Genomic DNA, 22,134 nt, shown 5'->3' on the forward strand with positions numbered 1-22,134 from the left:
CGGACGGGACCTCCGGCAAGCCAGGTGGCGATGGCCTTGACATTCGCATCGAGACGCTTGAACTAGTTCTTGATGGCTCTGTCACGATAGACACATCTGCGGGTGCCGGCGGTTCGGGTGGAGCTGGTGGGGCAGGCGGCCGTGGGGGTCGTGGCGACAGAAGCGACCTCTGCGACGGTGGCGACGGTGGCAGCGGAGGCAGTGGCGGCGACGGCGGTTCCGGCGGAAGCGCTGGCGACTTGCACATTCGTTTCGCGGAAGTCCTGCGATCCTCCGGCAAGAAGCTCAGTCCAAACGACTTGGCTCGGATGGTTGCCCACGTTGCCCGTCTAGGGAAGGGTGGCGAGAAGGGCGAAGGTGGAGCAGGAGGGGCCGGTGGACCGGGGCAAGGTGCCAACATTCTCGGTGTCTCAGCCGATGCGGGTTCCCGCGGCAGCAACGGGGAATCGGGCGACCGCGGCAACGACGGTGACCGCGGGCGAACAACGCTTGGAGATACTCCGGCCGAGCAAGTCCCGTGACGAGTTCTGACCCGGACCACTGCTGGGACGAGCCGCAGAGCCCATACGGGCTGAAGTCGATCTCAAGCTGTTCAGTGAGCGGCCAACCACCACTACCCGGCCTGAGCTTGGCCCGGTTTCGGGGACACCAGATCCTTGGAGGAGGAGGTAGCCACGACGCCGGGCCAAGCTCACTACTCACCCGGCATCCGCGGAACTCGGCGAACCGAGCGTGCCGCAACCACTGGTCTCAGCGTCCTGCCAGCCGTCCATTCCTGATAGTGGCCGGTCCTCGCGAGGCGTTTGACGGCGCTGAAGTGGATTCCCTCACCCGTAACGTTGATTCCGCCAATGGGGCGGCGGTGGCGCCCAAAGAGACGGTACGGCCATTTCATGGAGTCTCTCAGGAATCCGAACTCATCGGGCGCGATGGCGGGGCGGCACAAGAACAGGCCGGCGTTCTGCGCCTGGAGCCATATCCAGAGTAGCGCGCGGTCCGAGAGGCCAGTCTCGGGAACGCCTCCGCCGACGTTCGCATGTACACCGGGGAACCAGAGTTGTTGAACGGTCTGCCCGTCAGCCGCCGGGCCGGTCCAGAGCGTAGGCTTGAAGTGTCGCCGGTTCTCGTCGATCGCGATGGCGTGATAGGCGTAGCGGACGTGGGCACCGAGCCTTGCATCATGGAACTGATGGCGCCGGTGAGCGCTAAACAGCACGCCGCCGGGCACACCGAGAGAACCAACCGTGTCCCAGACCCCGATAAACCAGACCTGGTGTAGCGGTTCGCGAGTTTCTGCTTCGAGGTGGCCGCGCCGTGTCGAGAACCTTCGCGCTTTCTCCTCGCGAGCCTGACCTGTCTGTCGGTAGATCCTGAGGCCCTCGCGTACTACAGGCTCGGGCTCTAGCCCAGGCCATCGCGCGGGGTTAGGAACACCGCAGAGGCCAACAAGCCCCGCCAAGCGTCGGGCTGTATAGGCACCACGGCTGAACCCGAAGAAGAAGAGACGATCCCCAGGCCGGTAGTTCTGGGCGAGCCACACGTACGCCTGCTCGACGTTCTTCAACAGGCCGGTCCCAAGGGCGCCGCCGCGCAATCGATCCAGGCGTCCAGTGCCGACGCCACGATCGTAGTAAGGAACTTGCCTAGTGGGTCCAGCTTTCCTCCTTATCGCTTGAAACGTCTTGACGACGTTTGTCGGGTGTGGCTGATCCTCTCTCTTCCAGGTGCCGTCGAAGCAGAGAACGAGATTTCGCACTTGACTCCCCTTGAACCGTCTGGTTTCGGCTAGGGCAGCAGGATAGCGGGCCGCCGTCTCGTCGTACCGTCGCTCGTTCTCACTTGACGCGGTACGCCGAAGCGACCGGGCGATGCGCTTGGTCATCTGCAAGCGGGCCACCGAAGTCGCGGCAAGGGAACGAGAAGGCACCGTCGGGAGAGCGCCTCACCGAGGGGTCAACTTGACAACCCTCATTGAGAGCGAGGTCGCGACCGCAACGGATGTAACGGAGTACCACAACTTCCTCACGACCCTCTCCCTTGGCGTCTGGTTGCTGGGGGCTGGCATCGTCGCCTCGCTCTTAGGCTTGACTGCTGCTTGGCTCAGACGTCGGAGACGGTAACTAAAGTCGCGGGCCGTGGACCGACATCGGCCACCGGCCGCCTTCCCGGCGAAAGATGCAGACGGAGTCGTGTCTCACCACGGTCCGCCGTACGGGGAACCCTGACAGTAGCTGTATCGCCCCGTTACTCGGTTCGACCACTCAGTCCTGCCAGAGCCGTCCTCCCGGCTACGCGGTCCGCCGGCCCAACCGACCGGCGCTTTACGGCCAACCGCGCCCCGCGTAGGCTCAAGAGCATTGTGAGTACGTACCTCATCGGTCGCCGGTCTCTTAGAGCGGGTGGATGGGTCGTGGCCATGATGGCCGTGACCGGGCCGGCAGCCGCCCAACCTTCCGCTACCGGCCCGTGCGAGCCGAACTCGGAGACTCTCTGTCTCCACGACGGCCGCTATGAGCTACAGGCGACCTGGTTGACCGGCGACGGGGGAAGCGGTGCGGCCAAAGTGGTGCCCGTAGGCACGAGCGACTCCGGGCTATTCAGGTTCTTTGACGCCGACAACTGGGAGATCCTGATCAAGGTGCTGGATGGTTGCGCAGCCAATGGGCATCACTGGGTGTACGGCGCCTCGACCACGGACTTGGGCTACTCCATCCACGTAACGGACACCAAGACAGGCGCTTTCAAGGAGTATGGGAACGAGCCCGGCCAACCGGCGCTGGCGATCACGGACGCGAAGGCGTTTCCGGCGGCCTGTGAGGAAGGTGTCGCGGCCGCGACTGCCTCCCTCGATTGGAAGCGCCGTGGTGGAGCCGGCATCGAGTTGGTCCCCCTTTCGACGGTCGACGAATCCGAATCAGGATGTACCGGAACCAGTACATCGTTGTGCCTCGCGAACAACCGCTTCGCGGTAGCCGTCGACTGGTCCACGACAGGTGGTCGCGAGGGCACCGCGAGCGCGGTGCCCGGAGGAACCAACAACTCCGGCCTCTTCTACTTCTTCGAGCCAAACAACTGGGAGATGCTGATCAAGGTGCTGGACGGCTGCGCGATCAACGGTCACTACTGGGTGTACTCCGCGGCCGCCACGGACCTTGGGCTCGACATCACAGTAACGGATACAGTTACCGGTGCGACCTGGACGTATGAGAAGAAGCCCGGTCCGCCTGCCCCAGCAGTTACGGAGAGCGCGGCGTTCCCCAGCAGCTGCGGAGCCCTCCCGCCCGCGCTGGTTAATCCGGGGTCCATCGGCGTCGAGTGGGGTATCTGGAGGACAGACGTAGCGTACGACAGCGTAGGTGGCGGCAGCTTCGTCGCTGACTTCGATCACGACGGCGACGACGACGTGTTACTTGTGCCCTCAGCCGCACCAGCCGAATCCGACCCCTCTCACGCTAGGGCCGGTGTCATCCTCACCAACAACGGGGACTACACCTTCACGGTTGCTCCGGGCGATCGGCCACGCGGAGTGCATCCCCGGGAAGTCGTTATGGCGGACCTGGACGGCGACGGCAAGAACGACTTCTTCATCGCGGACCACGGCTACGACTTTCCGCCGTTCCCTGGTTGGCACAACCAACTGCTGCTGTGGACCGCCAACGGATACGTGGACGCGACCGACCGCCTCCCGGTGGACCCGACGGGTTTCACACACGCCGCCGCGGTCGGGGACATCGACGGAGACGGCGATGTAGACATCCTGGTGGCCAACAACCACGGCGAATGGATTCCTGGACCGTACTTTCTGATGAACGACGGCACAGGCAACTTCGAAGCTGATCCACGCAGGCTGCCCGACGCGCTCGACACCGATCATCGACGTTGGCCTTGGGCTGTCGAACTAGCGGATTTTGATGGTGATGGTCACCTGGATCTGCTAGCAGGCGCGAAGGAGTTCTTTGACGGCGGCTCCTTTGTGTACTGGGGTTCTAGCGAAGGGGAGTACCGAGACGAACATGTAACGGTCTTGCCGACATCGGACTTTTTCGCGGCTTTCGGAGGAGCCGTGGTTATCTCTTCCGCCGTACACGACTTCAACGGGGATGGCCTGTTGGACGTCCTGTTCGGCGGATACGACCTGAGCTTCTCAGGCCGCGGGGTGCAACTGCTGGTGAACTCAGGTGATCGCACGTTCGTCGACGAGACGCCACGTCGGCTCGGGCCAAGCGCATGGTCCGCCAAGGAAGGTTGGCAGCCGGGACATCTCTTCTTCGATTTCAACGGCGACGGCACGGTGGACATCGTGCCGCAGGACTATGCCGAGGGCGCGAATGTGCTCGCGTGGCTAAACGACGGTACGGGGCACTACGCGGTTCTAAGAACCAGCGAGTTCGACGACCCCGATGCGCTGCGGCGCTTCGCGTGGGGTGTGGCCGTTCGCGTCGGCCGCCGGTTCAAATTCGTCGAGTTCTACGGCGACGGCACCTACTTGGGGGCGAACGCGGCGGTCGTCGTTGAAGGTGCCGCCATACGGCCCCGGTTCTGAAGGCGCTCGACAGCCGCTTGCGGCTCGGCTCAGGACTGCCTCGCCAACAGCGGTCGGCAGGACGGGCACCGCAGGAGGCCAGAACGGACCTTCCCGGGACCGCAAGCGCAAGTTCAGTCCCGCCCGTTGGCCCGATCCTCAATGGCCTGACAGGCATCCATCAACACGCCAAACGGCTCCGCTTCGTCGAGTAGCCACCCACCCTCCACCATCCGCGCGTAGTCGTCGGCCAAGGCCGACAGCGCGCCTCCAGCGGGAACGAGCCGCAAGCCGCCGGTCACTGCCGCTCCGTAGTCCACCCAGTTGCCCGACGCGTCCTTCGCTCGGAAGAACGCGGCCTTGTGTGCCGCAACCTCCTCCGCGATCCTGCGGTCCGCCAGGGCGCTGGTCACGACACCGGACTCGTCGAGCCGCACGAGATCGTGCCAATGCCGGGCGAACCCATCGCCGCGCCCCCGCCGCTGCACACAGTACACATGCGCCGCCGTTGCCTTCTCCCAGAACGTACGCTCCGCCTGCAAGACCCGGGGCTTCGCCGTCGGAAACTCCACGCCCGGCACATGGTCCGCCGCGTCGCAGCGAACCCCCATCGCCGCATTGGGCTCCCCGGTCGCCCGGCCACCGAACTCGAGCTTCACTTCCGGCCGCCCGTAGTCCGTACCTCCTGCAACGCGGCGTACCGGATGACCACGTCGCCGCCTTCAACCGCGACCTTTCCGCCCGGCTCGACGACCTGCAACGACCGAGCGAGCGTCGGCGCGGCGACTTCGTGTAACCAGGTGCTCAGAGCACGACCCACGGCCTTGGTCCACCGCTTCTCCTGACTCCGGCTTGGCGGCAGCGCATCCGGGTGATCGCGGACCAACTCCGGCGCAAGCGCTCGAATGTCGTAGCTGAGGTCGATGTCCTGCGAGAAACGGCGAATGGCGCCGTAGGCCTTGGACAGGGACGTACCGCCCTTGAAGACGAGCGGCGCCCCGAGCGGGCCGGCGAACAGGGTTTTGAGCGACCACACGACCCAGATGTCCTTCTCCAGCAGATAGGCGGGCCGGCCCGATGCGCTTGCCGCGACATCGAGCACTTCCCGGCGATCGTCGAAGGTCAGCTCCAGATACCGCTCAGCCATGGGCCACTGCGTTCACCGGCCCGGCCAACCACCCCGGCATCTGCGCGCTCACGCTGCCGAGTTCCCGGCGCTCCTCCTCGCTCAACCGTTCCCGCACCAGCCCCGTCGCTTCACCAGCCCGGTCGCGCCCGAGCCAGGCGAGCGCCCGGACCGCCTCACCGGCACGCCGGCCGGCCAGCGCCAATTGCCACGGCGGCGCATGGCGCAACTCGACCCGCTCGCGGCCAAGCGTCAGCGTTCGGCTGGGCCCCGACGTCAGAAAGACGCGCCTGACGGGCACCTGCCCGGTGAGGCCGAGCACGTTCGCCGCCATCGCGCCGCTGTTCGCGATCCGCTCCCCGCGCGCGGCCGCGAGTGCCGTGACTGTCTTCTCGACAGACGGCGCGCGGCGGCCGAAACGGCTCTCTACGGGTAGAACATACACACCACGCCCCGCCCGCAGCAGCGCGCCGCGCCGCACCAGACGCGACAGGGCCTGGTCGATCGCCGCCCGACTGCCGAGGTGCAACAGCCCCTTCGCCAGCACCGGGGCACCTTCCGGCTGTTCTTCCGCGTACCGCAGTACCGTTTCGCTCAATCGTTCCATGGCGAACACCTCTCGACTGTCGGAACTTTATCTCTTTTTCTGACAGTCTTCAAAGAGTCGGCGAACGAGGAATCACGCCGGAGTCATCGCTTCGAGACGCGTCGGCCGTCAGGGCGGCCGCGCTTCGGCGTACGCCGGACAGGCCTCTAGTCCAGCGGCTCCTCTTCCCGCCATGCCGACTTGCCGTCCGCGTAGTGCTCTCGCTTCCAGATCGGCACTTCTGCCTTGAGACGCTCCAGGGCGAGGCGGTTCACCTCGTAGGCCTGACGCCGGTGGGCAGAAGCAGTCGCGATGACTACGCTCGCATCGCCTACTTCGAGCGTGCCCAAGCCGTGGACGATCTCTACCCGAGTTCCCGGCTCCGCCGCCTCGAGCTCGCTAACGATCCGTTCGAGGCGCCTCTCCGCCATCGCCGGGTACGCGGAGTAGTTGATCCGCTCGACCGGCCGTCCGCCGAAGGAGTTGCGGACGTTGCCGACGAATACGACCACCGCTCCCTTGCGCGCGTCCTCTACGCCGGCGCGTACCGCCGACACCGTGGCCGCGTCGACGGCGCCGTCCCGCAGCCGGCGGGCGCCGGCGCCGCATGAGCCGCCGGAAACCGGGGGCAGGAGAGCCACTTCCGCGCCGTCGTGAAGCGGGACCGTCCGGTCCCCGGCGACTTCCCCGTCGACGGCGACCGCCAGCCGCGGCCAAAGGGCTTCCAGACCCGGATACGCCGCCGTCAGGCGCTCGACCAGGTCGGCGACCGTGCTGCCGTCCGGGAGGTCGTGTTCCGTCTCGGCGCTGCCTACAGCGTCCAGCGCGGTGGCGAAGCTCAGCACCCGTACGATCAAGATGGGAAAGGCTAACAGGGCGGATAGTCTCCGCGCCTACGCTGGAACTCCGGCTACATGATGCGGCTCCTGCTCTTCGACATCGACGGCACCCTGGTACGGTGCGGCCCTCAGATCGGGCCCATCTTCATGGGCGCGCTCAAGCGCACCTTCGGCCAGACGGGCAACGTCCGCGCCTACGACTTCGGCGGCAGAACGGACACGGAGGCGGTGATCGACCTGATGACCGAGGCCGGCCTGCCGCGCGACGAGGTCGAAGGCCGCCTGGGCGAGGTGCGTTCCCACTACAGCCACCTGCTCGAGCGGCTCGACCCGGACCAGATGAGGCTACTGCCCGGCGTCGTCGAGCTGCTCGAGGAGTTGGCAGCCGCCGAGGACACCTGCGTTGCCCTGCTCACCGGCAACTGGGAGATCGGCGCGCGGGCCAAGCTCGAACCCTTCGGCCTGAACCGCTTCTTCGACTTCGGCGCGTTCGGCGAGGACGGCGTCCGGCGCAATGAGCTGGTGCCTGTCGCCGTCGAACGGGCCGCCCGGCGTATCGGCGCCGCACCGGAGCCGAGCAACGTCGTCATCATCGGCGACACGGTCCGCGACATCGCCTGCGGCGATGCCCATGGCGTCCCGGTGCTGGCCGTGGCAACCGGCTTCACGCCCGACCACCGACTGGAAGAAGCAGGCGCCCGCTGGGTCGTGCCGGACCTCCGCCACGCCTCGGTGCGGGAGATTCTCCTCGACGGGCACGGCCGCGCGCGGCGGACGCCATGAGCTTCGAACGCGACGTCGAACTGCTCACCACCGAAGCCGCCCTGTGCGAGCCCGTCCCGGCTTCCCGGCTGGAACTCATGGGTCCCGACCGCGAGCGGTTCTTCGGCGGCATGGTGACCGCGGCCATCGAAGGCCTCGAACCCGGCACCGGCCGCTTCGGCTTCATCACCGACGTCCGCGGCCGCATTCTCGCCAGCGCCGCCGTGCTGACACTCGATGACCGTCTGTGGCTGGAGATCCCGAAGGGCCGGGGCAGGACGATCATCGAGCACCTGGAGAAGTACATCGTCACCGACCAGGTCGAGATCCTGCCGCTCGGCGACATGGCCTCCGTCAGGGTCGCCGGGCCGAAGAGCGCTGAGGCTCTGGCCGATCTCGGCGCCTCGGCGGCCCGCGACCTGACCGAGCCCTGGAGCCACACCCAGGCAGAACTCCTCGACCATCAGGCTCGCCTCGTCCGCGAGGGCAATAGCCCGGCGCCCGCCTTCTCCCTATGGCAGTCCTCGGCGATCGCACCCTTGATGGCGGACGACCTGGCCGAAGCAGGCCTGCAGCGGGTCGGCCGCGAGGCGACCGAGGCCCTCCGCATCGAACACGGCCACCCGCTATGGGGCGTCGACTACGACGACGCCAACCTGCCCCCGGAGACCGGCATCGAAGACGCCGTCGACTTCGAGAAGGGCTGCTACCTCGGCCAGGAGATCGTCGCCCGCATCCACTATCGCGGCCAGCCTGCCCGCCGCATGTGTCGGCTCGTCTTCGAGCCCGGGCACATTCCGGCCGCAGGGACCGAGATCGAGTTCGACGGCCGAAGCGCCGGTACGGTCACCAGCATCTCCCCGTCGCCGCGCCACGACGCCGCCATCGGCCTCGCCCTGCTGCCGCGACGGGTCATGGAGGCCCAGCCCGACGCGAGGGTGAAGGTCGACGGTCGGAACGTCTCGTTCGAACCGTTGGCGCCCGAAACCTAGGCCGTTCCCTCAGTACCGCGGCAACGACGGATCCACCTCCACCGCCCACGCATCAATCCCGCCGGCCAGGTTGTAAGCCTGCGGGAAGCCGTTGTCGCGGAGGATGTTCGTCGCCCGGGTCGACCGCGGGCCGTGGTGGCAGTGGACGACCCAGAGCTTCGAAGGGTCGAGTTCGGCGAGCCGGCCTTCGAGTTCGGCAACCGGGATCAGGGTCGAGCCGTCGATCCGGCAGATCGCGTACTCCTGCGGGCCCCGGACGTCGAGGATGCTGAAGTTGCGGCCATCGTTCATCCAGGACTGGACCTGGGTCGGAGTCACGTCAATCAGGTCGTTGAGCGCCGGTTCCTCGGCGACGGCGGGAACGCCGCAGAACTGCTCGTAGTCGATCAGCTCGGTCTGGGTCGGGTTCTCGGAGCAAATGGGGCAGTCCGGGTTCTTGCGCAGCTTCAGTTCGCGGAAGCTCATGCGCAGGGCGTCGAACAGGAGCAGACGGCCGATCAGGGGATCGCCCTGGCCGATGATCAGCTTGATCACCTCGTTCGCCTGCAGGCTGCCGATGATGCCGGGCAGCACGCCGAGGACGCCGCCCTCGGCGCATGAGGGGACGAGTCCCGGCGGCGGCGGCTCGGCGAACAGGCAGCGGTAGCAGGGACCCTTGGCGCCCCAGAACACGGACACCTGGCCCTCGAAGCGGAAGATCGACCCGTAGACGTTCGGCTTGCCGAGCAGGACGCATGCGTCGTTGACCAGGTAGCGGGTCGGGAAGTTGTCCGTGCCGTCGACGATCACGTCGTAGTCCTCGAAGATCTCGAGCGCGTTGCTCGAGTCGAGCAGCACCGGGTGCGGCGTGAGTTCGATGTGAGGGTTCACCTCGTGCAGGCGCTCGACCGCGGCGTCGAGCTTGGGCCGGCCGACGTCCGCGTTGCTGTACAGCAACTGCCGGTGCAGGTTCGATTCGTCGACGACGTCGAAGTCGACCAGGCCGAGGCGGCCGACGCCCGCCGCGGCCAGGTACATGCCGACCGGCGAGCCGAGCCCGCCGGTGCCGATCATCAGCACCTTGGCCTGCTTGAGCTTCAACTGCCCCTCGGAACCGACCTCGGGCATGATGAGGTGGCGGCTGTAGCGGAGGATCTCCTCCGGGTTCAGCTCGGTCGCGGTCGATTGCGTCGCGGTCGACTCCGCCGCGGCCGGCGGCGGTTCCGCCACCGCACCGCCGGCGATCGACGGGATGATCGCAAGCGTCGCGTCGCCGTTGATCGGCGTCGCCTCGCGCTCCAGGTAGCGCACGTCCTCGTCGTTCAGGAACAGGTTGACGAAGGTGCGCAGCTTGCCGTCGTCACCGAACAGGTGGGGCCGCAGCCCTTCGTAGCGGGTGACGAGCTGTTCCATCGCCTCGCCGACCGTCGCGGCGGCCACCGCCACCTCGGACTGTTCGTCGGCGAAGCCCCGCAGGGGCGTGGGAATCTGTATGAGTACGGTCATCGTCGGTCTCCGTGGGACTCTTCGGTTCTAGTCGTGTTCAGGTCGGGGGCGGTTCAGGAACGCGGATCGGTTCCTCGTCGAAGCGGGAACGGTCGTTGCTGAGCCGCCAACTCCGCTCGTCCCTGGCGCGGCCCTCGCGCACCGAGACGATCAGGTAACTGTAGCCCGGCCAGGCGTGGTCCCGGTCGAAGTCGCTGGGCCGCGACGGGTGATCCGGGTGCGAGTGGTAGTAGCCGACCACGTCCAGGCCGTCCGCGCGCGCCTCCCGCTCGGTCCGCAGGATGACCTCGGGCGGGATCAGGTAGCGGTTGTGGCGGCTCTCGTCCTCGCGCGTGTTCTCGGCGCCCACCAGCCGCGCCACCCGGGCCAAAGACGCCCCATCATCGCCGGCAGCCTTCTCGCTGCTGCCGACCAGGATGCCGCAGCACTCCTCCGGGTACGTCGCCTCGCCGTGGGCGCGGATGCGGGCCAGGTCGCCCTGGGACAGCTCGATCATCCTCAGTCCTCGTCCCAGAACGGTTCGGACAGGTACTTGTCGGCGCCGTCGCAGAGGATGGTCACCACCACGGCGCGCTCCCCGGCCTCGGCCGCGCGCTCGGCGATCCGCCGCCCGGCGACCACGTTCGCGGCCGCCGAGATGCCGACGAGCAGGCCGTTTCCGCGGGCGAGCGCCTTGATCTCGGCGTAGGCGTCCTCGGTGCTGACTTCCGTCTCCTCGCTGGCGATCGAATCGTCGTAGATCGCCGGCACAAGGGCGCTCGGCATGTGCTTCATGCCCTCCAGCCCGTGGAAGGGACCGTCCGGCTGCATCGAGATGAGCCGGACCCCGGGAGCGCGTTCGGCCAGGTACCGGGCCGTGCCGCAGAAGGTGCCGCTGGTGCCAAGACCCGCGACGAAATGGGTGAGCCGGCCCTCCGTCTGCATCCAGATCTCGGGGCCGGTGGTCTCGAAGTGAGCCCGCCAGTTGGCGGTGTTGCTGTACTGGTCGACGTAGCAGAACGCCTCCGGATCCGCCTCGATCATCCGGCGCGCCTCGCGGATCGCGCCGTCCGAGCCTTCCATCGGATCGGTCAGGACGAGTTCGGCGCCGAACGCGCCGAGAGTGCGGCGGCGCTCGATCGAGGCGTTCTCCGGCAGGCAGAGCGTCACGCCTACATCCATCGCCGCGCCGATCATGGCGAGCGCGATACCGGTGTTGCCCGAGGTCGCGTCCAGGACCCGCCGGCCGCCGTCGAGCTGGCCGGCGTCCCGGGCTGCCAGCATCATGTGACGCGCCGGCCGGTCCTTGACCGAGCCGCCGGGATTCGCCATCTCCGCCTTGGCCAGAAGCTCCGATCCGAGTTCCCGAGCGGCCGGTCCGAGGACGTGGCTCAGGTCGAGCAGAGGCGTGTTGCCGATCCGCGACAGGAGACGCCGCGCGCCGTCGGCGAGCCCCTCCGGAATCGGCGGGCCGGCCAGCTCCACAACGGCTGCTGCGTACTCGCTGGAAGCGGATTCGGCGATCATCAACGTTTCCCTACCAAGACGATTGCCCCCGTTCCACCAGAGCCGCCGAAGACAACTCGCAACGGACTCCGGCGGGCGGCTCCGGGCAAGCCGCGGCGCGGGGACCGGGAATTGTTGACCACATCGCTCACATTTACAACCGGCGGGCTGCATGGCGCCGCGCGTGTCGATAGTCTTCCCCGCCATGAACGATGTCCCGAGGCGCGGCGACGACCGGATCCCTCCCGGCCAGTACGTCACGAAGAAGTGGCCGGTGCTGTCCGTCGGCGACACGCCGGAGGTCGATCTGGCCGGCTTCGAACTGCGGCTGTTCGGCCGCGTCGAGGCCGAGCACGCGTTCGACTGGCGAACGCTTCAGTCGCTGCCGCGGCGCGAGGTGACGGCGGACTTCCACTGCGTCACCCGCTTCTCGACGCTTGACAACCCGTGGTCCGGGTTCGCGACCCGGGACGTGCTGGGGGCGGTTGCGCTGTCTCCGGACGCTACACACGCGATGATCCACTGCTACGGCGGCTACACGACGAACCTGCCGCTCGACGACCTGCTCTCCGAGCACGCGTTGTTCGCGGACCTTCACGGCGGCGAACCGCTGGCGCCGGATCATGGCGGGCCGCTCCGGCTCGTGGTGCCGCATCTCTACGCCTGGAAGAGCGCGAAGTGGGTTTCGGGCGTCGAGTTCCTCAACGCCGATGAGCGGGGCTTCTGGGAGGAGAACGGGTACCACACCTACGGAGACCCGTGGGCCGAGCAGCGGTTCTCGTCGCAGGAGACGCGGCAGGCGTGGCAGGTGCGGAGATCAGTCGGTCTCTAGCAACGCTGCAAGGGACTCGCGGATGCGGTCGCGGGCGGCGGCGCTCTTGAGGACCAGGAGAACGGTGTCGTCGCCGGCGATCGTGCCGGCGACGTCGGGCCAGTCGGCCTGGTCGATCACGACGGCCAGCGCGTTCGCGTTGCCGCTGCGCGTCTTCAGCACGAGGAGCGCCTCGCCTTCGCTGACGCCGGTCACGAACATCCGCATGGCGCGCTCGACATCGGGTCGGACCGGTCCCGCGGCCTGCTCCGCCGGCGCGTAGCGGAAACCGCCGCCCGCCAGGGGCACCTTCAACAGGCCGAGCCGGCGCACGTCGCGCGACACGGTGGCCTGGGACACCTGGAAGCCGCGGCGGCCGAGGGCGCGCACCAGGTCTTTCTGGCTCGACACCGGCCGACGGCCGATGATGTCCAGGATGGCGCCGTGACGGATCGCGGTGGTCATGAGCCGGCTCCGGGAATCGTCTCCGCAAGGAGCGCGCCCTCCACGTGGGCCCGGTAGATCGGCGGCGGCTCCTGCGACTCCAACCACCGTCGATCCGCCGCGAGCCGCTCGTCCATCTCGTCGATCTGCTCGCGGACCCGTTCCGGCGCCGGCCCGCCGTAGCTTCGATGGGCGGCGAGCGAGGCCTCCGGCCGTAGCGCGGCCAGCAACCCCTCCCGGTCCTCGATCTCCGGCACGAGCTCCTCGAGATCCGAGGCCGGAAGCTGCCACAGCTCCACACCACGCTCGCCGGCGGCGCGGACCACGGCGCCGGTGCGCTCATGGGCGCTGCGGAACGGCACGCCCGCCGCGGCCAGGAGATCGGCCAGATCGGTGGCGGTGATGTACGCACCCTCCAGCGCCGCCGCCATCGCCTCGCGGTCGAACTCGAGACTCTCGCCCAGCACCCGGGCCACGTCGAACGAGGCGGTCACCGTGTCGAAGGCGTCGAACAGGGCCTCCTTGTCCTCCTGCAGATCGCTGTTGTACGTCAGCGGCAGGCCCTTCACCGTCACCAGCAGGGAGACCAGGTCGCCCACCGCGCGGCCCGATTTCCCGCGCAGGATCTCCGCGGGTTCCGGGTTCTTCTTCTGCGGCATGATGCTCGAGCCCTTGGCGGCCCGGTCCTGGAGCCGGGCGAAGGAGAACTCGCTCGACGTCCAGAGCACGACTTCTTCGGCCCAGCGGGACAGGTGGACCATGGCGAGCGCGCAGGCGAAGAGCGCTTCGGCGACGTAGTCGCGGTCCGCCACGGCCCACATGCTGTTCGGATAGGCGGCGTCCATGCCGAGCAGTTCGGCGCTGCGGACGGGGTCGATCCGGTGGGGCGAGCCGGCCATCGCCCCGGCGCCGAGCGGGCTCAAACCAGCCGACCGGTGGGCCCGCCGGAGCCTTCCGGCGTCCGCCAGGACCGACCAGGCGTGGGCGAGCAGGTGCTGCGCCAGTGTCGTCGGCTGGGCGCGCTGCATGTGGGTGTAACCGGGAAGAGCCGTGTCCACGTGCTGCCGCCCCTGAGCGAGCAGGGCCTCGACGAGGCCCAGGGCCGCGGCGACCGCGCGCTCGGCCTCCGCCCGCTGCCACAGCCGGAAGGCGACCGCCGTCTGGTCGTTGCGGCTGCGGGCGGTGTGCAGCCGCCGGCCCGCGTCGCCGATCTCCTCGGTGAGCTGCCGCTCGATCCAGGTGTGAACGTCCTCGTCCACGCCCTCTACCTCGAGCTCGCCCGCCTCGACGCGCCGGAGCATTGAGCTCAGGCCGGAGAGGACGGCGGCGGCCGAGTCCCGGTCGATCACCCCGGTCTCCAGCAGCATCCGGGCGTGCGCCAGCGAGCCAATCAGATCCGCGGCGGCGAGCCGGTGGTCGAACGGCAGCGACCGCGTGTAGGCGTCGATGACCGGATCGACCTCCGCGTCGAACGCGCCGCCCCACAGGCGGGGCGTAGCGGGCCCCCCGGCCTTCCCGCTCAAGCCGCAGCTTCCTCCAGGCAATGCGCGAGGATCCCGACCGCTCGCTCGATCTCCGGGTCGTGGACCACGAGGGGCGGCAGCATCCGGATGCTGTGCGGACGGGGCGCGTTGACGATCAGGCCATTCTCCAGGCAACGGGTCGCGACATCGGCCGCGTCCGGCGTGCACTCGATCGCCGTCATCAGCCCCTGGCCCCGCACTTCGGTGACCAGGCCGCCGGCCTTGAGTTGACCGAGCAAGGCGCGAAGGTACTCACCCGCGCGGACCACCCGCTCGAGGAAGTCCGGCTCGAACACCGTCTCGAGCACGGCCCGGACGGCGGCGCTGGCGAGAGGGTTGCCGCCGAAAGTCGTGCCGTGGGTGCCCGGCACCAGCGCCGAAGCGACCTCGCTCCGCGCCAGCACGGCGCCCACAGGAACGCCGCCGCCGAGACCCTTGGCGAGAGTCACGACGTCCGGTTCAAGGCCGTAGTGCTGAAAGCCGTAGGCCCGGCCGAGGCGGCCGATCCCGGTCTGCACCTCGTCGAGGATGAACAGGGCGCCACGTTCGCGGCAGAGCGCCTGCACACCATCGAGATAGCCCTCCGGCGGTTCGATCACGCCGGCCTCGCCCTGGATCGCCTCGATGAGGACCGCGCAGGTGCTGCCGTCGATCTCGGCGGTCGCCGCCTCCAGATCGCCGAAGGGTACCGAGGCGAACCCTCCCGGGAGGGGGCCGAAGCCGACCTGGTAGGCGGGCGTGGCCGTCGCCGCCAGAGCTCCCAGGGTACGGCCGTGGAAGCCGCCCTCCGCGGTGAGGATCCGATGCCGGTCGCCCGAGCCGTCGCGGTCGTAGGCGTAGCGCCGCGCCAGCTTGATCGCGGCTTCGACCGCCTCGGCGCCGCTGTTGCAGAAGAAGGCGCTTTGGAGCAAACCGTTCGTCGCCTCCACCAGCAACTCGCCCGCCCGCTCCTGTTCGCGGATCCTGAAGAGGTTCGAGACGTGCAGGTAGCGCCCGGCCTGGCGCGTGATCGCCTCGGTCAGAGCCGGGTGGCTGTGGCCCAGGGACGAGACCGCGATACCTGCCAGAAAGTCGAGGTACTCGCGGCCTTGGGTGTCCCACAGGCGCACTCCGTCGCCGTGGCTGAACGCCACCGGCGCCCGCTTGTAGTTTGCGAACAGGCTGTCCTCGGTCATGACAGGTCTACTCCCTGAATCAGGCTCTGCTGGGTTGCGGGCTTGATCATCGTTCCGATGCCGCCTTCGGTGAAGAGTTCCACCAGGAGCCCGTGCGGTTCGCCGGCGGCGACGATGTGGGCGCTCCCGACTCCGGCCTCGATGGCGCTGAGGCAGGCGCGCACCTTCGGCACCATGCCCGCGGACACGACGCCGGAGTCGATCAGCTCCTTGGCCTCGCCGGGGGTGAGCCGCGACCGGAACGCGCCGTTGTCGTTGATCCCGCGCACGTCGGTCAGGAGCAGCAGCTTCTCCGCCGCCACCTCGGCCGCGAGCGCCGCCGCCGCGGTATCGGCGTTGACGTTGTAGGTGTCACCGCCCGGCCCCACGCCGAGCGAGCCGATCACCGGCACGTACCCCGAGTTCGTGAGCTGGTCGAGGAGGGAGGTGTCGACCCTCTCGATCTCGCCGACGAAGCCGAGTTCGTCCGCCCGCGCGTGGGGACGCACCCGCAGCAGATCGCCGTCCTTGCCGGTGAGTCCGACGGCCCGTCCGCCAGCGCGCTGGATCATGCCGACCAGGCGCTTGTTCACCGAACCGCCGAGGACCATCTCGACCACACGCATCGTGTCCTTGTCCGTGACCCGCAGGCCGTCGACGAAGCGCGGCTCGATGCCCATTGTCTGGAGCGTCGTCGAGATCTCGGCCCCGCCGCCGTGAACCAGCATCGGGCGCAAGCCGGCCGTGCGCAACAGCACCAGGTCCTCGATCAGGGTGCCGAACTTCTCGCCCGCCATCGCGCGGCCGCCGTACTTGATGACGACGCGCTTGCCACGCCACGCCGAGGCATAGCGTAGCGCTGCCGCCATTTCCTGACCGAGATCCCGCTCTGCTTTCATTGCCGCGCCCGTCCTCAAGTGATGTAGCTGGCGTTGATCTCGATGTAGCCCTCGGACAGGTCGCAGGTCCACACCGTCCAGCGGCCGGTACCGAGGCCGAGATCGACCTCGAGAACCGTGTGGTCCGCGACCATCGTCCGGGCCAGACCCTCGAGGTTGTCGCTCACGCCCAGACCGCCCCGCACGACCTCGACCCGCTCACCCTCGGCCAGCACCGCGATGCCGATCCGCTGCTCGACGATGTCGACTCCCGCGCGCCCGATCGCTCCCATGAACCGGCCCCAGTTCGGCTGGCCGGAGCGATAAGCCGTCTTGACCAGGGGCGAGTTGGCGATCGTGTTCGCGACCTGCCGGGCGGCCGCGTCGGTGCGCGCGCCCGTCACCCGGATCTCGATCACGCGGTTCGCTCCCTCGGCGTCGGCGATCAGGGCGACCGCGAGCCGGCCGAGCACACGCTGCAGACCGGCCGTGAAGCCCTCCAGGTCGTCCGCGGACTCGGCCTCGACGCCGGCCGCGCCGTTGGCAAGCAACAGGATGCAGTCGTTCGTGCTCGTGTCGCCGTCGACCGTGATGCTGTTGAAGGTCGGCTCCACCGCCGTTCGCAAGGCGAGGTCGAGCGCCTCCGGCGACGCCTTCACGTCCGTCGTGACGAAGGCCAGGGTGGTCGCCATGTCCGGCGCCATCATCCCGGCCCCCTTCGCGATACCGCCGATTGTCACCTCGCCTCCCGCGAGACCTACCTTCTCAACCTTGATCTTCGGCCGGGTGTCCGTCGTCAGGATCCCCTCCGCCGCCGACACGCCGCCGCCCGGCCCGAGCTCGGTCGCCGCCTGGTCGATGCCGGCGAGCACGGTCGGCATCGGTAGAGGGACCCCGATCACGCCGGTCGAGGCCACCAGGACGTGACCCGGGTCCATGTCGAGCACCGCGCCGGCCCGCTCCGCCATCGCCCGGGCGTCGGCCAGGCCCGGCTCACCCGTACAGGCGTTCGCGTTGCCGCTGTTGGCCACGATCGCCCGCGCCCGGCCGCCCGCCAGAACCTCGCGGCAGTAGAGCACGGGCGCGGCCTGGACCTGGTTGCGCGTAAACACGGCCGCCAGGGTCGACGGCTCGTCGGCGGTCGAGGCGATGATCGAGAGGTCGAGCCGCCTCTTCTTCAGGCCGCAGTGCACGCCGGCGGCAACGAAGCCCCGCGGGGCGGTGACGCCGCAGCTCACGGGAACACCGGAACGGCCGAAAGGCCGGTCGTTTCTTCGAAACTAAACATCACATTCATGTTCTGCACCGCCTGACCGGCGGCTCCCTTGACGAGGTTGTCGAGCGCCGCGAACACGATCGCGAGCCCGCGCTCGCTGTCGACGCGGACGGCGAGGTCGCAGTAGTTGGAGCCCAGGGTGGCCTTCGTCTGGGGCAAGACCGACCCGGTCAGCACCCGCACGAAGGGTTCGCTGGCATAGCGATCAAGGTACGCCGCCTCGAGTTCGTCGCGGCTCGGCGGCGGGGTCATCGGCACGTAGCAGGCGGCGAGGATGCCCCGGGTCATCGGCACGAGATGGGGCGAGAAGAACACCCGGGGCGCTCCGCCGGAGGCGGCCAGTTCCTGCTCGATCTCGGGCTGGTGGCGATGAGTGCCCGAACCGTAGGGCTTCAGGTTCTCGTTCAGCTCCGAGTACTGGTAGCCGTCCCGCGCGTTTCTGCCCGCTCCCGAGACGCCGGACTTCGCATCGATGACCACCGCGCCGGTGACGCGATCGCCGAACCGTTCGAAGAGCGGCTTGAGCGCCAGCGCGGAGGCGGTCGGGTAGCAGCCGGGGTTGGCGACCAGGCGCGCACCGGCCACCGCGGAACGCCGCCACTCCGTCAGGCCGTAGACAGCTTCCGCGAGAAGGCCGGTCGCCGTGTGCTCGCCGCCGTACCAGCGCCGGTAGGCGGACGGGCTCCGGAGCCGGAAGTCCGCGCCGATGTCGACGACCCTGGCTCCGGCCGCGAGCAGCCGGCCCGCGGCGCCGAGCGCCTCGCCGTGCGGCAGAGCCAGGAAGACGACATCGGCGGCACCCAGGCGATCCCAGTCCGTCTCCACCAGATCGGCGGTGACGGCGTCGCCCAGGTGGGGGAACACGTCACTCGCGGAACGGCCCGCCTGGCGGCCTGCCGCCAGCGCACCAAGCTCCACCTCCGGGTGGCCCTGAAGCCACCGGACGAGTTCCGCTCCACTGTAGCCGGACGCCCCGGCGATCGCAGCCCGAATCACAAGGCCGCGAATAGTACACCACTTTGACGAAAAGTTATTCGCCGACCGGCAGAGTCGCCTCCTGGTCGATCAGAACGACCAGGAGATGAACGAGATCGGCACCGCCAGCAGCGATACGACGAGCAGCACGAGAGCGGTCAGAACCTGCCCGGGGCGCTCCTCCGTGTTCGGACCGTAGCGGCTCGCCAGCAGGTATCCCCCGGCCAGCCCGCCGAGATGAGCCCAGTTGTCGATTCCGGGGATCAGCAGGCCGAACAGCACCAGGGGTATCGCCATGCCGAGCACCTGCCTCATGAACATTCTCCCGCCACTCTGGCGCGAGTAGCAGATCAGCGCTCCCAGCCAGCCGAACACGGCCGCCGAAGCGCCGAGGGTCACGCTGGCGCGGTGAGTGAACGGCATCCAGGGCGCCAGGATCGGCATGGCGCTGGTCACCAGGAAGCCCATCGCCGAAGAGAGGAGATAGATGATCGCCGCGCGGGGAACGCCGTAGAGCCGGGCCATGACCGGCCCGAGCTGATGCACCCAGTACATGTTGAAGGCAATGTGCAGCAGACCGCCGTGCAGCCAGCCGGCGCTCAGGATGGTCCACCAGCGGCCGTAGTCGAAGACGATCAGCGCGCCGCTGGCGCCGAGCCGGACTCCGACCTCGAGGTCCGGCGCCAGGAAACCGAAGCCGAGCTGCGTGTTGACCCGGCCAGGGGCCATCAGGAGTTCCAGCAAGTAGATGACGACGCAGAGGCCGATCACGACGGTGGAGAACACCGCCTCGTTGCCGAGGTTCTGCAGGGCGCGCGAGAAGCCGAACAGGCTGGGCCGGGTTCGGCCGCAGTTCCAGCAGCGTTCGTCCTGCACGCCGACGAGCCGGCCGCAGCCGGGGCAGACGACGGAGCCTGTTTTCTGGCGCTCGAACATCAGAAGGGGATGTCGTCCTGGTCGTCAGGCGACGCGGGCTGCTCGGCGAGCGATTCGGCCTCCGGCGCCTCCGGCGTCGCGGCTCCCGAGTCCGCCACGTCCTCCTCGATCTGATCGACGATCTGCCGGACCTCGACCTCGGCCCGGCGGATCTTCTTGCGGCAGATCTCGAGCAACTCCGCCGCCCGGCCCAGTTCCCGGCCCAGTTGATCGACATCGATCTCGTCGCCCTCGATCCGCCGGAGCACGCTCTCGAGTTCTTCCATGGCTTCGCTGAAGCCCAGTTCGGCCACGTCACCGCCGGTCCGGTCGTCGCTCATGCCGTCTCCTTGCTGGCCGCGGCGCCCGAGCCGACGGTACTCGCCACCGTGCCGTCGGCGAGCCGCGTACGAAGTTCGTCGCCCGCCGCCACGTCTGACGCCCGCCGCACGAGTCCGCCGTCGGCGCGGCGCGTGATGCTGAAGCCGCGGGCGAGCGTCCGTTCCGGGGAGAGTTGCTCGCACAGCCGACCGTGCGCCTCCAAGCGCTCGGCCGCCCGGCCAATCGGCTTGAGCGCGCCGCGGACCAGGCCGTAGCGCTGAATCTCCTCCTGCTTCCTGGCGGCCGCCACGAGCCGCTGGGCGGCAGTCCGCGCCCGGCTGGCCGCCAGCCGGCACTCGGCGGTACGGTCCGACAGCGCTCTCCCGGCCGCCCGCCCCAGGTCGCGCCGGAGGGCCCCGCAGTCACGGACGCGGTTCCTGAGCAAGGCGCGGCTCGGCGACGCCAGCCGCGGCGGGACGGAAGAGACGCGTTGCCGAGCGGCGCGCAGGAGGTCCGTGGCCTGCCGCGCGAGGGCACGGCCCGCCTCCTCCACCCGGTACGCCGCCTCTCCGACCCTGCCGGCCAGGAACTCGGCCGCTTCCGTCGGCGTCTTGCAGGAGGTGTGGGCGACGACGTCCGCGATCGATACGTCGATCTGGTGGCCGATGCCGCAAATCGTCGGCACCGGCGACCGGGCCACCGCGCGGGCCACCCGGCGGCTATCGAACGTGGCCAGGTCGGAGCGCGAGCCGCCGCCCCGGATCAGGGCGATTGCATCGAGCCGCCGGCCGCCGCGCGCGTAGGCGCCGAGCAGGTCGAAGGCTCGGCCGATCTCCGCCTCGGCCGCCGCTCCCTGGACCGCGGAGTGGACGAGGTACACGCGAAAGCCCAGGCCGGAGTTGACCAGGGTGTCGAGGAAGTCGTGGTAGGCGGCGCTCCCCTCGGACGTGATGAGCCCGATCTCGAGCGGCGCCGCCGGCAGCGGCAGCTTCTTGTTGCGCTCGAGCAAGCCCTCGGCCTCCAGCGCCCGGAGCGTCTCCCGGCGCCTTTTCTCGAGCGCGCCGAGCGAGAACAGTGGATCGACCTCGCGGACCGTGAACTGGAGTCGGCCGCCGCCCGGCCAGAACTCGGGGCGGCCGCTGCAACGCAGCACGACGCCCTCGGCCAGTTCGACACCGGCCTCGCGCAGCTGAACCTCGGTGACGGCGCGCTCGTCAGCCCAGAGCACGCAGTCGATCTTCGCCCGGATCCGGTCGCCGCGGCCCTTCTCGATCAGCTCGAAGTAGAGCTGGCCCCTGGCCGCCGACCGCAGCCGCTGGACTTCCCCCGCGACCCATACGGCAGGGTACGCGTCGGCGAGCAGGCCTTTCATCTCCCAGGCGAACTCGGAGACGGTGTAGGTGCCGGCCGGCAGTTCGGAATCGAGGCGGCTCAACTGCGGCTCAGTGAAAGCCGGTGAGTTCGGCCATGGATTCCATCGGAATCGCCTCGGCCCACTCCAGGGCGTTCTTGTCGCCGATCGTCAGCTTGTCCAGGAACTGGCGCGCCTCGTCGCGGTGCGTGAACAGCCGCCAGATGAAGGTGTGGCCGGCCGGCGCGGTGAAGTAGGTGTAGTTGCGCATCCCCTCGCTCAGGTCGAAGCCGAGATCCGATTCGCCGTTCACGCCGACGCAGGCCATGGCGATCGCCCGGTACGCCAACGCGAGCGCCTTCAGGGGCTCCTCGAAGTCCGACAGCTCCTCGCGCGAGAGCGGGGAGTGGAAGAGGGCGATCTTCGAACCGTCCTCCTCGGCGAGCAGGTTGTACGGCACGTCCGACCGGTCCAGCGCGTCCCGCGTCTCGCTGGTCATGACGAAGACATCGTCCGTGTCCTCGACCTTGTAGGCGATCGCGAAGGTGTCCGAGTCCAGCCCCCCGAACGACTCGGCGAGGATGCCCTCGTCTTCGATCGTGAAGTAGAAGAGGCGCGAGATCATCCGACGGGTAGCCATGGGTACTCCTGGTCAGCCGTAGCGGCCAAGCGGCGCGAATCCTACCGGA

The 22,134-nt window shown here is 68.7% G+C and carries 20 protein-coding genes and 1 pseudogene; 4 read left to right on the forward strand and 17 right to left on the reverse strand.

All coding sequences use genetic code 11. The features are described from left to right. Positions 1-694: 694 nt before the first annotated feature. Positions 695-1,882, reverse strand: coding sequence for a DUF2235 domain-containing protein (locus tag OXI49_16885; GenBank protein MDE2692180.1), 1,188 nt, complete (start codon positions 1,880-1,882; stop codon positions 695-697). Positions 1,883-2,416: 534 nt separating this feature from the next. Here OXI49_16885 and OXI49_16890 point away from each other — a divergent pair. Beyond that, complete coding sequence (locus tag OXI49_16890; GenBank protein ID MDE2692181.1) at positions 2,417-4,543, forward strand: VCBS repeat-containing protein; 2,127 nt, start codon at positions 2,417-2,419, stop codon at positions 4,541-4,543. A gap of 113 nt (positions 4,544-4,656) precedes the next feature. On the opposite strand, the pseudogene OXI49_16895 reads toward OXI49_16890, so the two are convergent. From OXI49_16895 to OXI49_16905, 3 genes and pseudogenes are all read right to left on the reverse strand, one after another. Beyond that, positions 4,657-5,669, reverse strand: a pseudogene (locus OXI49_16895) (nucleotidyl transferase AbiEii/AbiGii toxin family protein). After that, a complete protein-coding gene (locus tag OXI49_16900; protein MDE2692182.1) occupies positions 5,662-6,255 on the reverse strand; it encodes a DUF6088 family protein in 594 nt (197 codons plus the stop codon). Before OXI49_16900 ends, OXI49_16895 begins: the two are co-directional and overlap by 8 nt. 146 nt (positions 6,256-6,401) lie before the next feature. Beyond that, on the reverse strand, positions 6,402-7,091 hold the full coding sequence (locus OXI49_16905) for a molybdenum cofactor biosynthesis protein MoaE (protein MDE2692183.1): 690 nt from the start codon (positions 7,089-7,091) through the stop codon (positions 6,402-6,404). A gap of 60 nt (positions 7,092-7,151) precedes the next feature. Between OXI49_16905 and OXI49_16910 the strand changes: the two genes are divergently transcribed. After that, a complete protein-coding gene (locus OXI49_16910; protein ID MDE2692184.1) occupies positions 7,152-7,856 on the forward strand; it encodes an HAD hydrolase-like protein in 705 nt (234 codons plus the stop codon). Next, on the forward strand, positions 7,853-8,827 hold the full coding sequence (locus OXI49_16915) for a hypothetical protein (GenBank protein MDE2692185.1): 975 nt from the start codon (positions 7,853-7,855) through the stop codon (positions 8,825-8,827). The genes OXI49_16910 and OXI49_16915 overlap by 4 nt, the downstream gene beginning before the upstream one ends. 9 nt (positions 8,828-8,836) lie before the next feature. Here OXI49_16915 and moeB read toward each other — a convergent pair whose 3' ends face one another. From moeB to OXI49_16930, 3 genes are read right to left on the reverse strand one after another with little or no spacing between them, the layout of a single operon-like run. Next, a complete protein-coding gene (moeB, locus tag OXI49_16920) occupies positions 8,837-10,312 on the reverse strand; it encodes a molybdopterin-synthase adenylyltransferase MoeB (GenBank protein ID MDE2692186.1) in 1,476 nt (491 codons plus the stop codon). A 37-nt stretch (positions 10,313-10,349) separates the two neighbouring features. Then, positions 10,350-10,808, reverse strand: a complete 459-nt coding sequence (locus OXI49_16925) for a M67 family metallopeptidase (protein MDE2692187.1) — start codon at positions 10,806-10,808, stop codon at positions 10,350-10,352. A 2-nt stretch (positions 10,809-10,810) separates the two neighbouring features. Continuing rightward, complete coding sequence (locus OXI49_16930; protein MDE2692188.1) at positions 10,811-11,818, reverse strand: cysteine synthase family protein; 1,008 nt, start codon at positions 11,816-11,818, stop codon at positions 10,811-10,813. Between the two features lie 184 nt (positions 11,819-12,002). Between OXI49_16930 and OXI49_16935 the strand changes: the two genes are divergently transcribed. Then, positions 12,003-12,629 carry a sulfite oxidase-like oxidoreductase gene (locus OXI49_16935; protein MDE2692189.1) on the forward strand — a complete coding sequence of 209 codons (627 nt, stop codon included), beginning with the start codon at positions 12,003-12,005 and terminating at the stop codon, positions 12,627-12,629. On the opposite strand, the gene OXI49_16940 is transcribed toward OXI49_16935, so the two are convergent. From OXI49_16940 to OXI49_16985, 10 genes are all read right to left on the reverse strand, one after another. Further along, positions 12,615-13,073: an arginine repressor gene (locus OXI49_16940; GenBank protein ID MDE2692190.1), complete on the reverse strand. Its 459-nt coding sequence runs from the start codon at positions 13,071-13,073 to the stop codon at positions 12,615-12,617. The two genes, OXI49_16935 and OXI49_16940, sit on opposite strands and share 15 nt — an antisense overlap. Continuing rightward, positions 13,070-14,575, reverse strand: a complete 1,506-nt coding sequence (gene argH / locus OXI49_16945) for an argininosuccinate lyase (GenBank protein MDE2692191.1) — start codon at positions 14,573-14,575, stop codon at positions 13,070-13,072. The genes OXI49_16940 and argH overlap by 4 nt, the downstream gene beginning before the upstream one ends. Then, the gene (locus tag OXI49_16950; protein MDE2692192.1) at positions 14,572-15,750 is read right to left on the reverse strand and encodes an aspartate aminotransferase family protein; all 1,179 of its coding nucleotides are present in this window, start codon (positions 15,748-15,750) and stop codon (positions 14,572-14,574) included. The genes argH and OXI49_16950 overlap by 4 nt, the downstream gene beginning before the upstream one ends. Continuing rightward, positions 15,747-16,628 (reverse strand): acetylglutamate kinase, encoded by an 882-nt coding sequence (gene argB, locus OXI49_16955; protein ID MDE2692193.1) that lies wholly within the window; start codon positions 16,626-16,628, stop codon positions 15,747-15,749. Before argB ends, OXI49_16950 begins: the two co-directional genes overlap by 4 nt. Positions 16,629-16,642: 14 nt before the next feature. Next, positions 16,643-17,845, reverse strand: a complete 1,203-nt coding sequence (gene argJ / locus OXI49_16960; protein MDE2692194.1) for a bifunctional glutamate N-acetyltransferase/amino-acid acetyltransferase ArgJ — start codon at positions 17,843-17,845, stop codon at positions 16,643-16,645. Beyond that, a complete protein-coding gene (gene argC / locus OXI49_16965; protein MDE2692195.1) occupies positions 17,842-18,879 on the reverse strand; it encodes an N-acetyl-gamma-glutamyl-phosphate reductase in 1,038 nt (345 codons plus the stop codon). Before argC ends, argJ begins: the two co-directional genes overlap by 4 nt. A 69-nt stretch (positions 18,880-18,948) precedes the next feature. After that, entirely contained in the window at positions 18,949-19,794 is an 846-nt protein-coding gene (locus tag OXI49_16970) for a rhomboid family intramembrane serine protease (GenBank protein ID MDE2692196.1), read from the reverse strand. Beyond that, the gene (gene xseB, locus OXI49_16975; protein MDE2692197.1) at positions 19,794-20,114 is read right to left on the reverse strand and encodes an exodeoxyribonuclease VII small subunit; all 321 of its coding nucleotides are present in this window, start codon (positions 20,112-20,114) and stop codon (positions 19,794-19,796) included. Before xseB ends, OXI49_16970 begins: the two co-directional genes overlap by 1 nt. Next, on the reverse strand, positions 20,111-21,529 hold the full coding sequence (xseA, locus tag OXI49_16980; GenBank protein ID MDE2692198.1) for an exodeoxyribonuclease VII large subunit: 1,419 nt from the start codon (positions 21,527-21,529) through the stop codon (positions 20,111-20,113). The genes xseB and xseA overlap by 4 nt, the downstream gene beginning before the upstream one ends. Positions 21,530-21,536: 7 nt before the next feature. Next, the gene (locus OXI49_16985; protein MDE2692199.1) at positions 21,537-22,085 is read right to left on the reverse strand and encodes a hypothetical protein; all 549 of its coding nucleotides are present in this window, start codon (positions 22,083-22,085) and stop codon (positions 21,537-21,539) included. Between the last annotated feature and the right edge of the window lie 49 nt (positions 22,086-22,134).

The sequence above is a fragment of the Acidobacteriota bacterium genome, assembly GCA_028875725.1.
Taxonomy (GTDB): domain Bacteria; phylum Acidobacteriota; class Thermoanaerobaculia; order Multivoradales; family Multivoraceae; genus Multivorans.

Coding starts and splice junctions, on each gene's coding strand:
- OXI49_16890 (MDE2692181.1), top strand. CDS start 2,417: ATGATGGCCGTGACCGGGCCGGCAGCCGCCCAACCTTCCGCTACCGGC.
- OXI49_16900 (MDE2692182.1), bottom strand. CDS start 6,255: ATGGAACGATTGAGCGAAACGGTACTGCGGTACGCGGAAGAACAGCCG.
- OXI49_16970 (MDE2692196.1), bottom strand. CDS start 19,794: ATGTTCGAGCGCCAGAAAACAGGCTCCGTCGTCTGCCCCGGCTGCGGC.
- OXI49_16915 (MDE2692185.1), top strand. CDS start 7,853: ATGAGCTTCGAACGCGACGTCGAACTGCTCACCACCGAAGCCGCCCTG.
- OXI49_16935 (MDE2692189.1), top strand. CDS start 12,003: ATGAACGATGTCCCGAGGCGCGGCGACGACCGGATCCCTCCCGGCCAG.
- OXI49_16930 (MDE2692188.1), bottom strand. CDS start 11,818: ATGATCGCCGAATCCGCTTCCAGCGAGTACGCAGCAGCCGTTGTGGAG.
- OXI49_16940 (MDE2692190.1), bottom strand. CDS start 13,073: ATGACCACCGCGATCCGTCACGGCGCCATCCTGGACATCATCGGCCGT.
- OXI49_16985 (MDE2692199.1), bottom strand. CDS start 22,085: ATGGCTACCCGTCGGATGATCTCGCGCCTCTTCTACTTCACGATCGAA.
- OXI49_16925 (MDE2692187.1), bottom strand. CDS start 10,808: ATGATCGAGCTGTCCCAGGGCGACCTGGCCCGCATCCGCGCCCACGGC.
- moeB (MDE2692186.1), bottom strand. CDS start 10,312: ATGACCGTACTCATACAGATTCCCACGCCCCTGCGGGGCTTCGCCGAC.
- OXI49_16950 (MDE2692192.1), bottom strand. CDS start 15,750: ATGACCGAGGACAGCCTGTTCGCAAACTACAAGCGGGCGCCGGTGGCG.
- OXI49_16885 (MDE2692180.1), bottom strand. CDS start 1,882: ATGACCAAGCGCATCGCCCGGTCGCTTCGGCGTACCGCGTCAAGTGAG.
- argB (MDE2692193.1), bottom strand. CDS start 16,628: ATGAAAGCAGAGCGGGATCTCGGTCAGGAAATGGCGGCAGCGCTACGC.
- OXI49_16910 (MDE2692184.1), top strand. CDS start 7,152: ATGCGGCTCCTGCTCTTCGACATCGACGGCACCCTGGTACGGTGCGGC.
- xseB (MDE2692197.1), bottom strand. CDS start 20,114: ATGAGCGACGACCGGACCGGCGGTGACGTGGCCGAACTGGGCTTCAGC.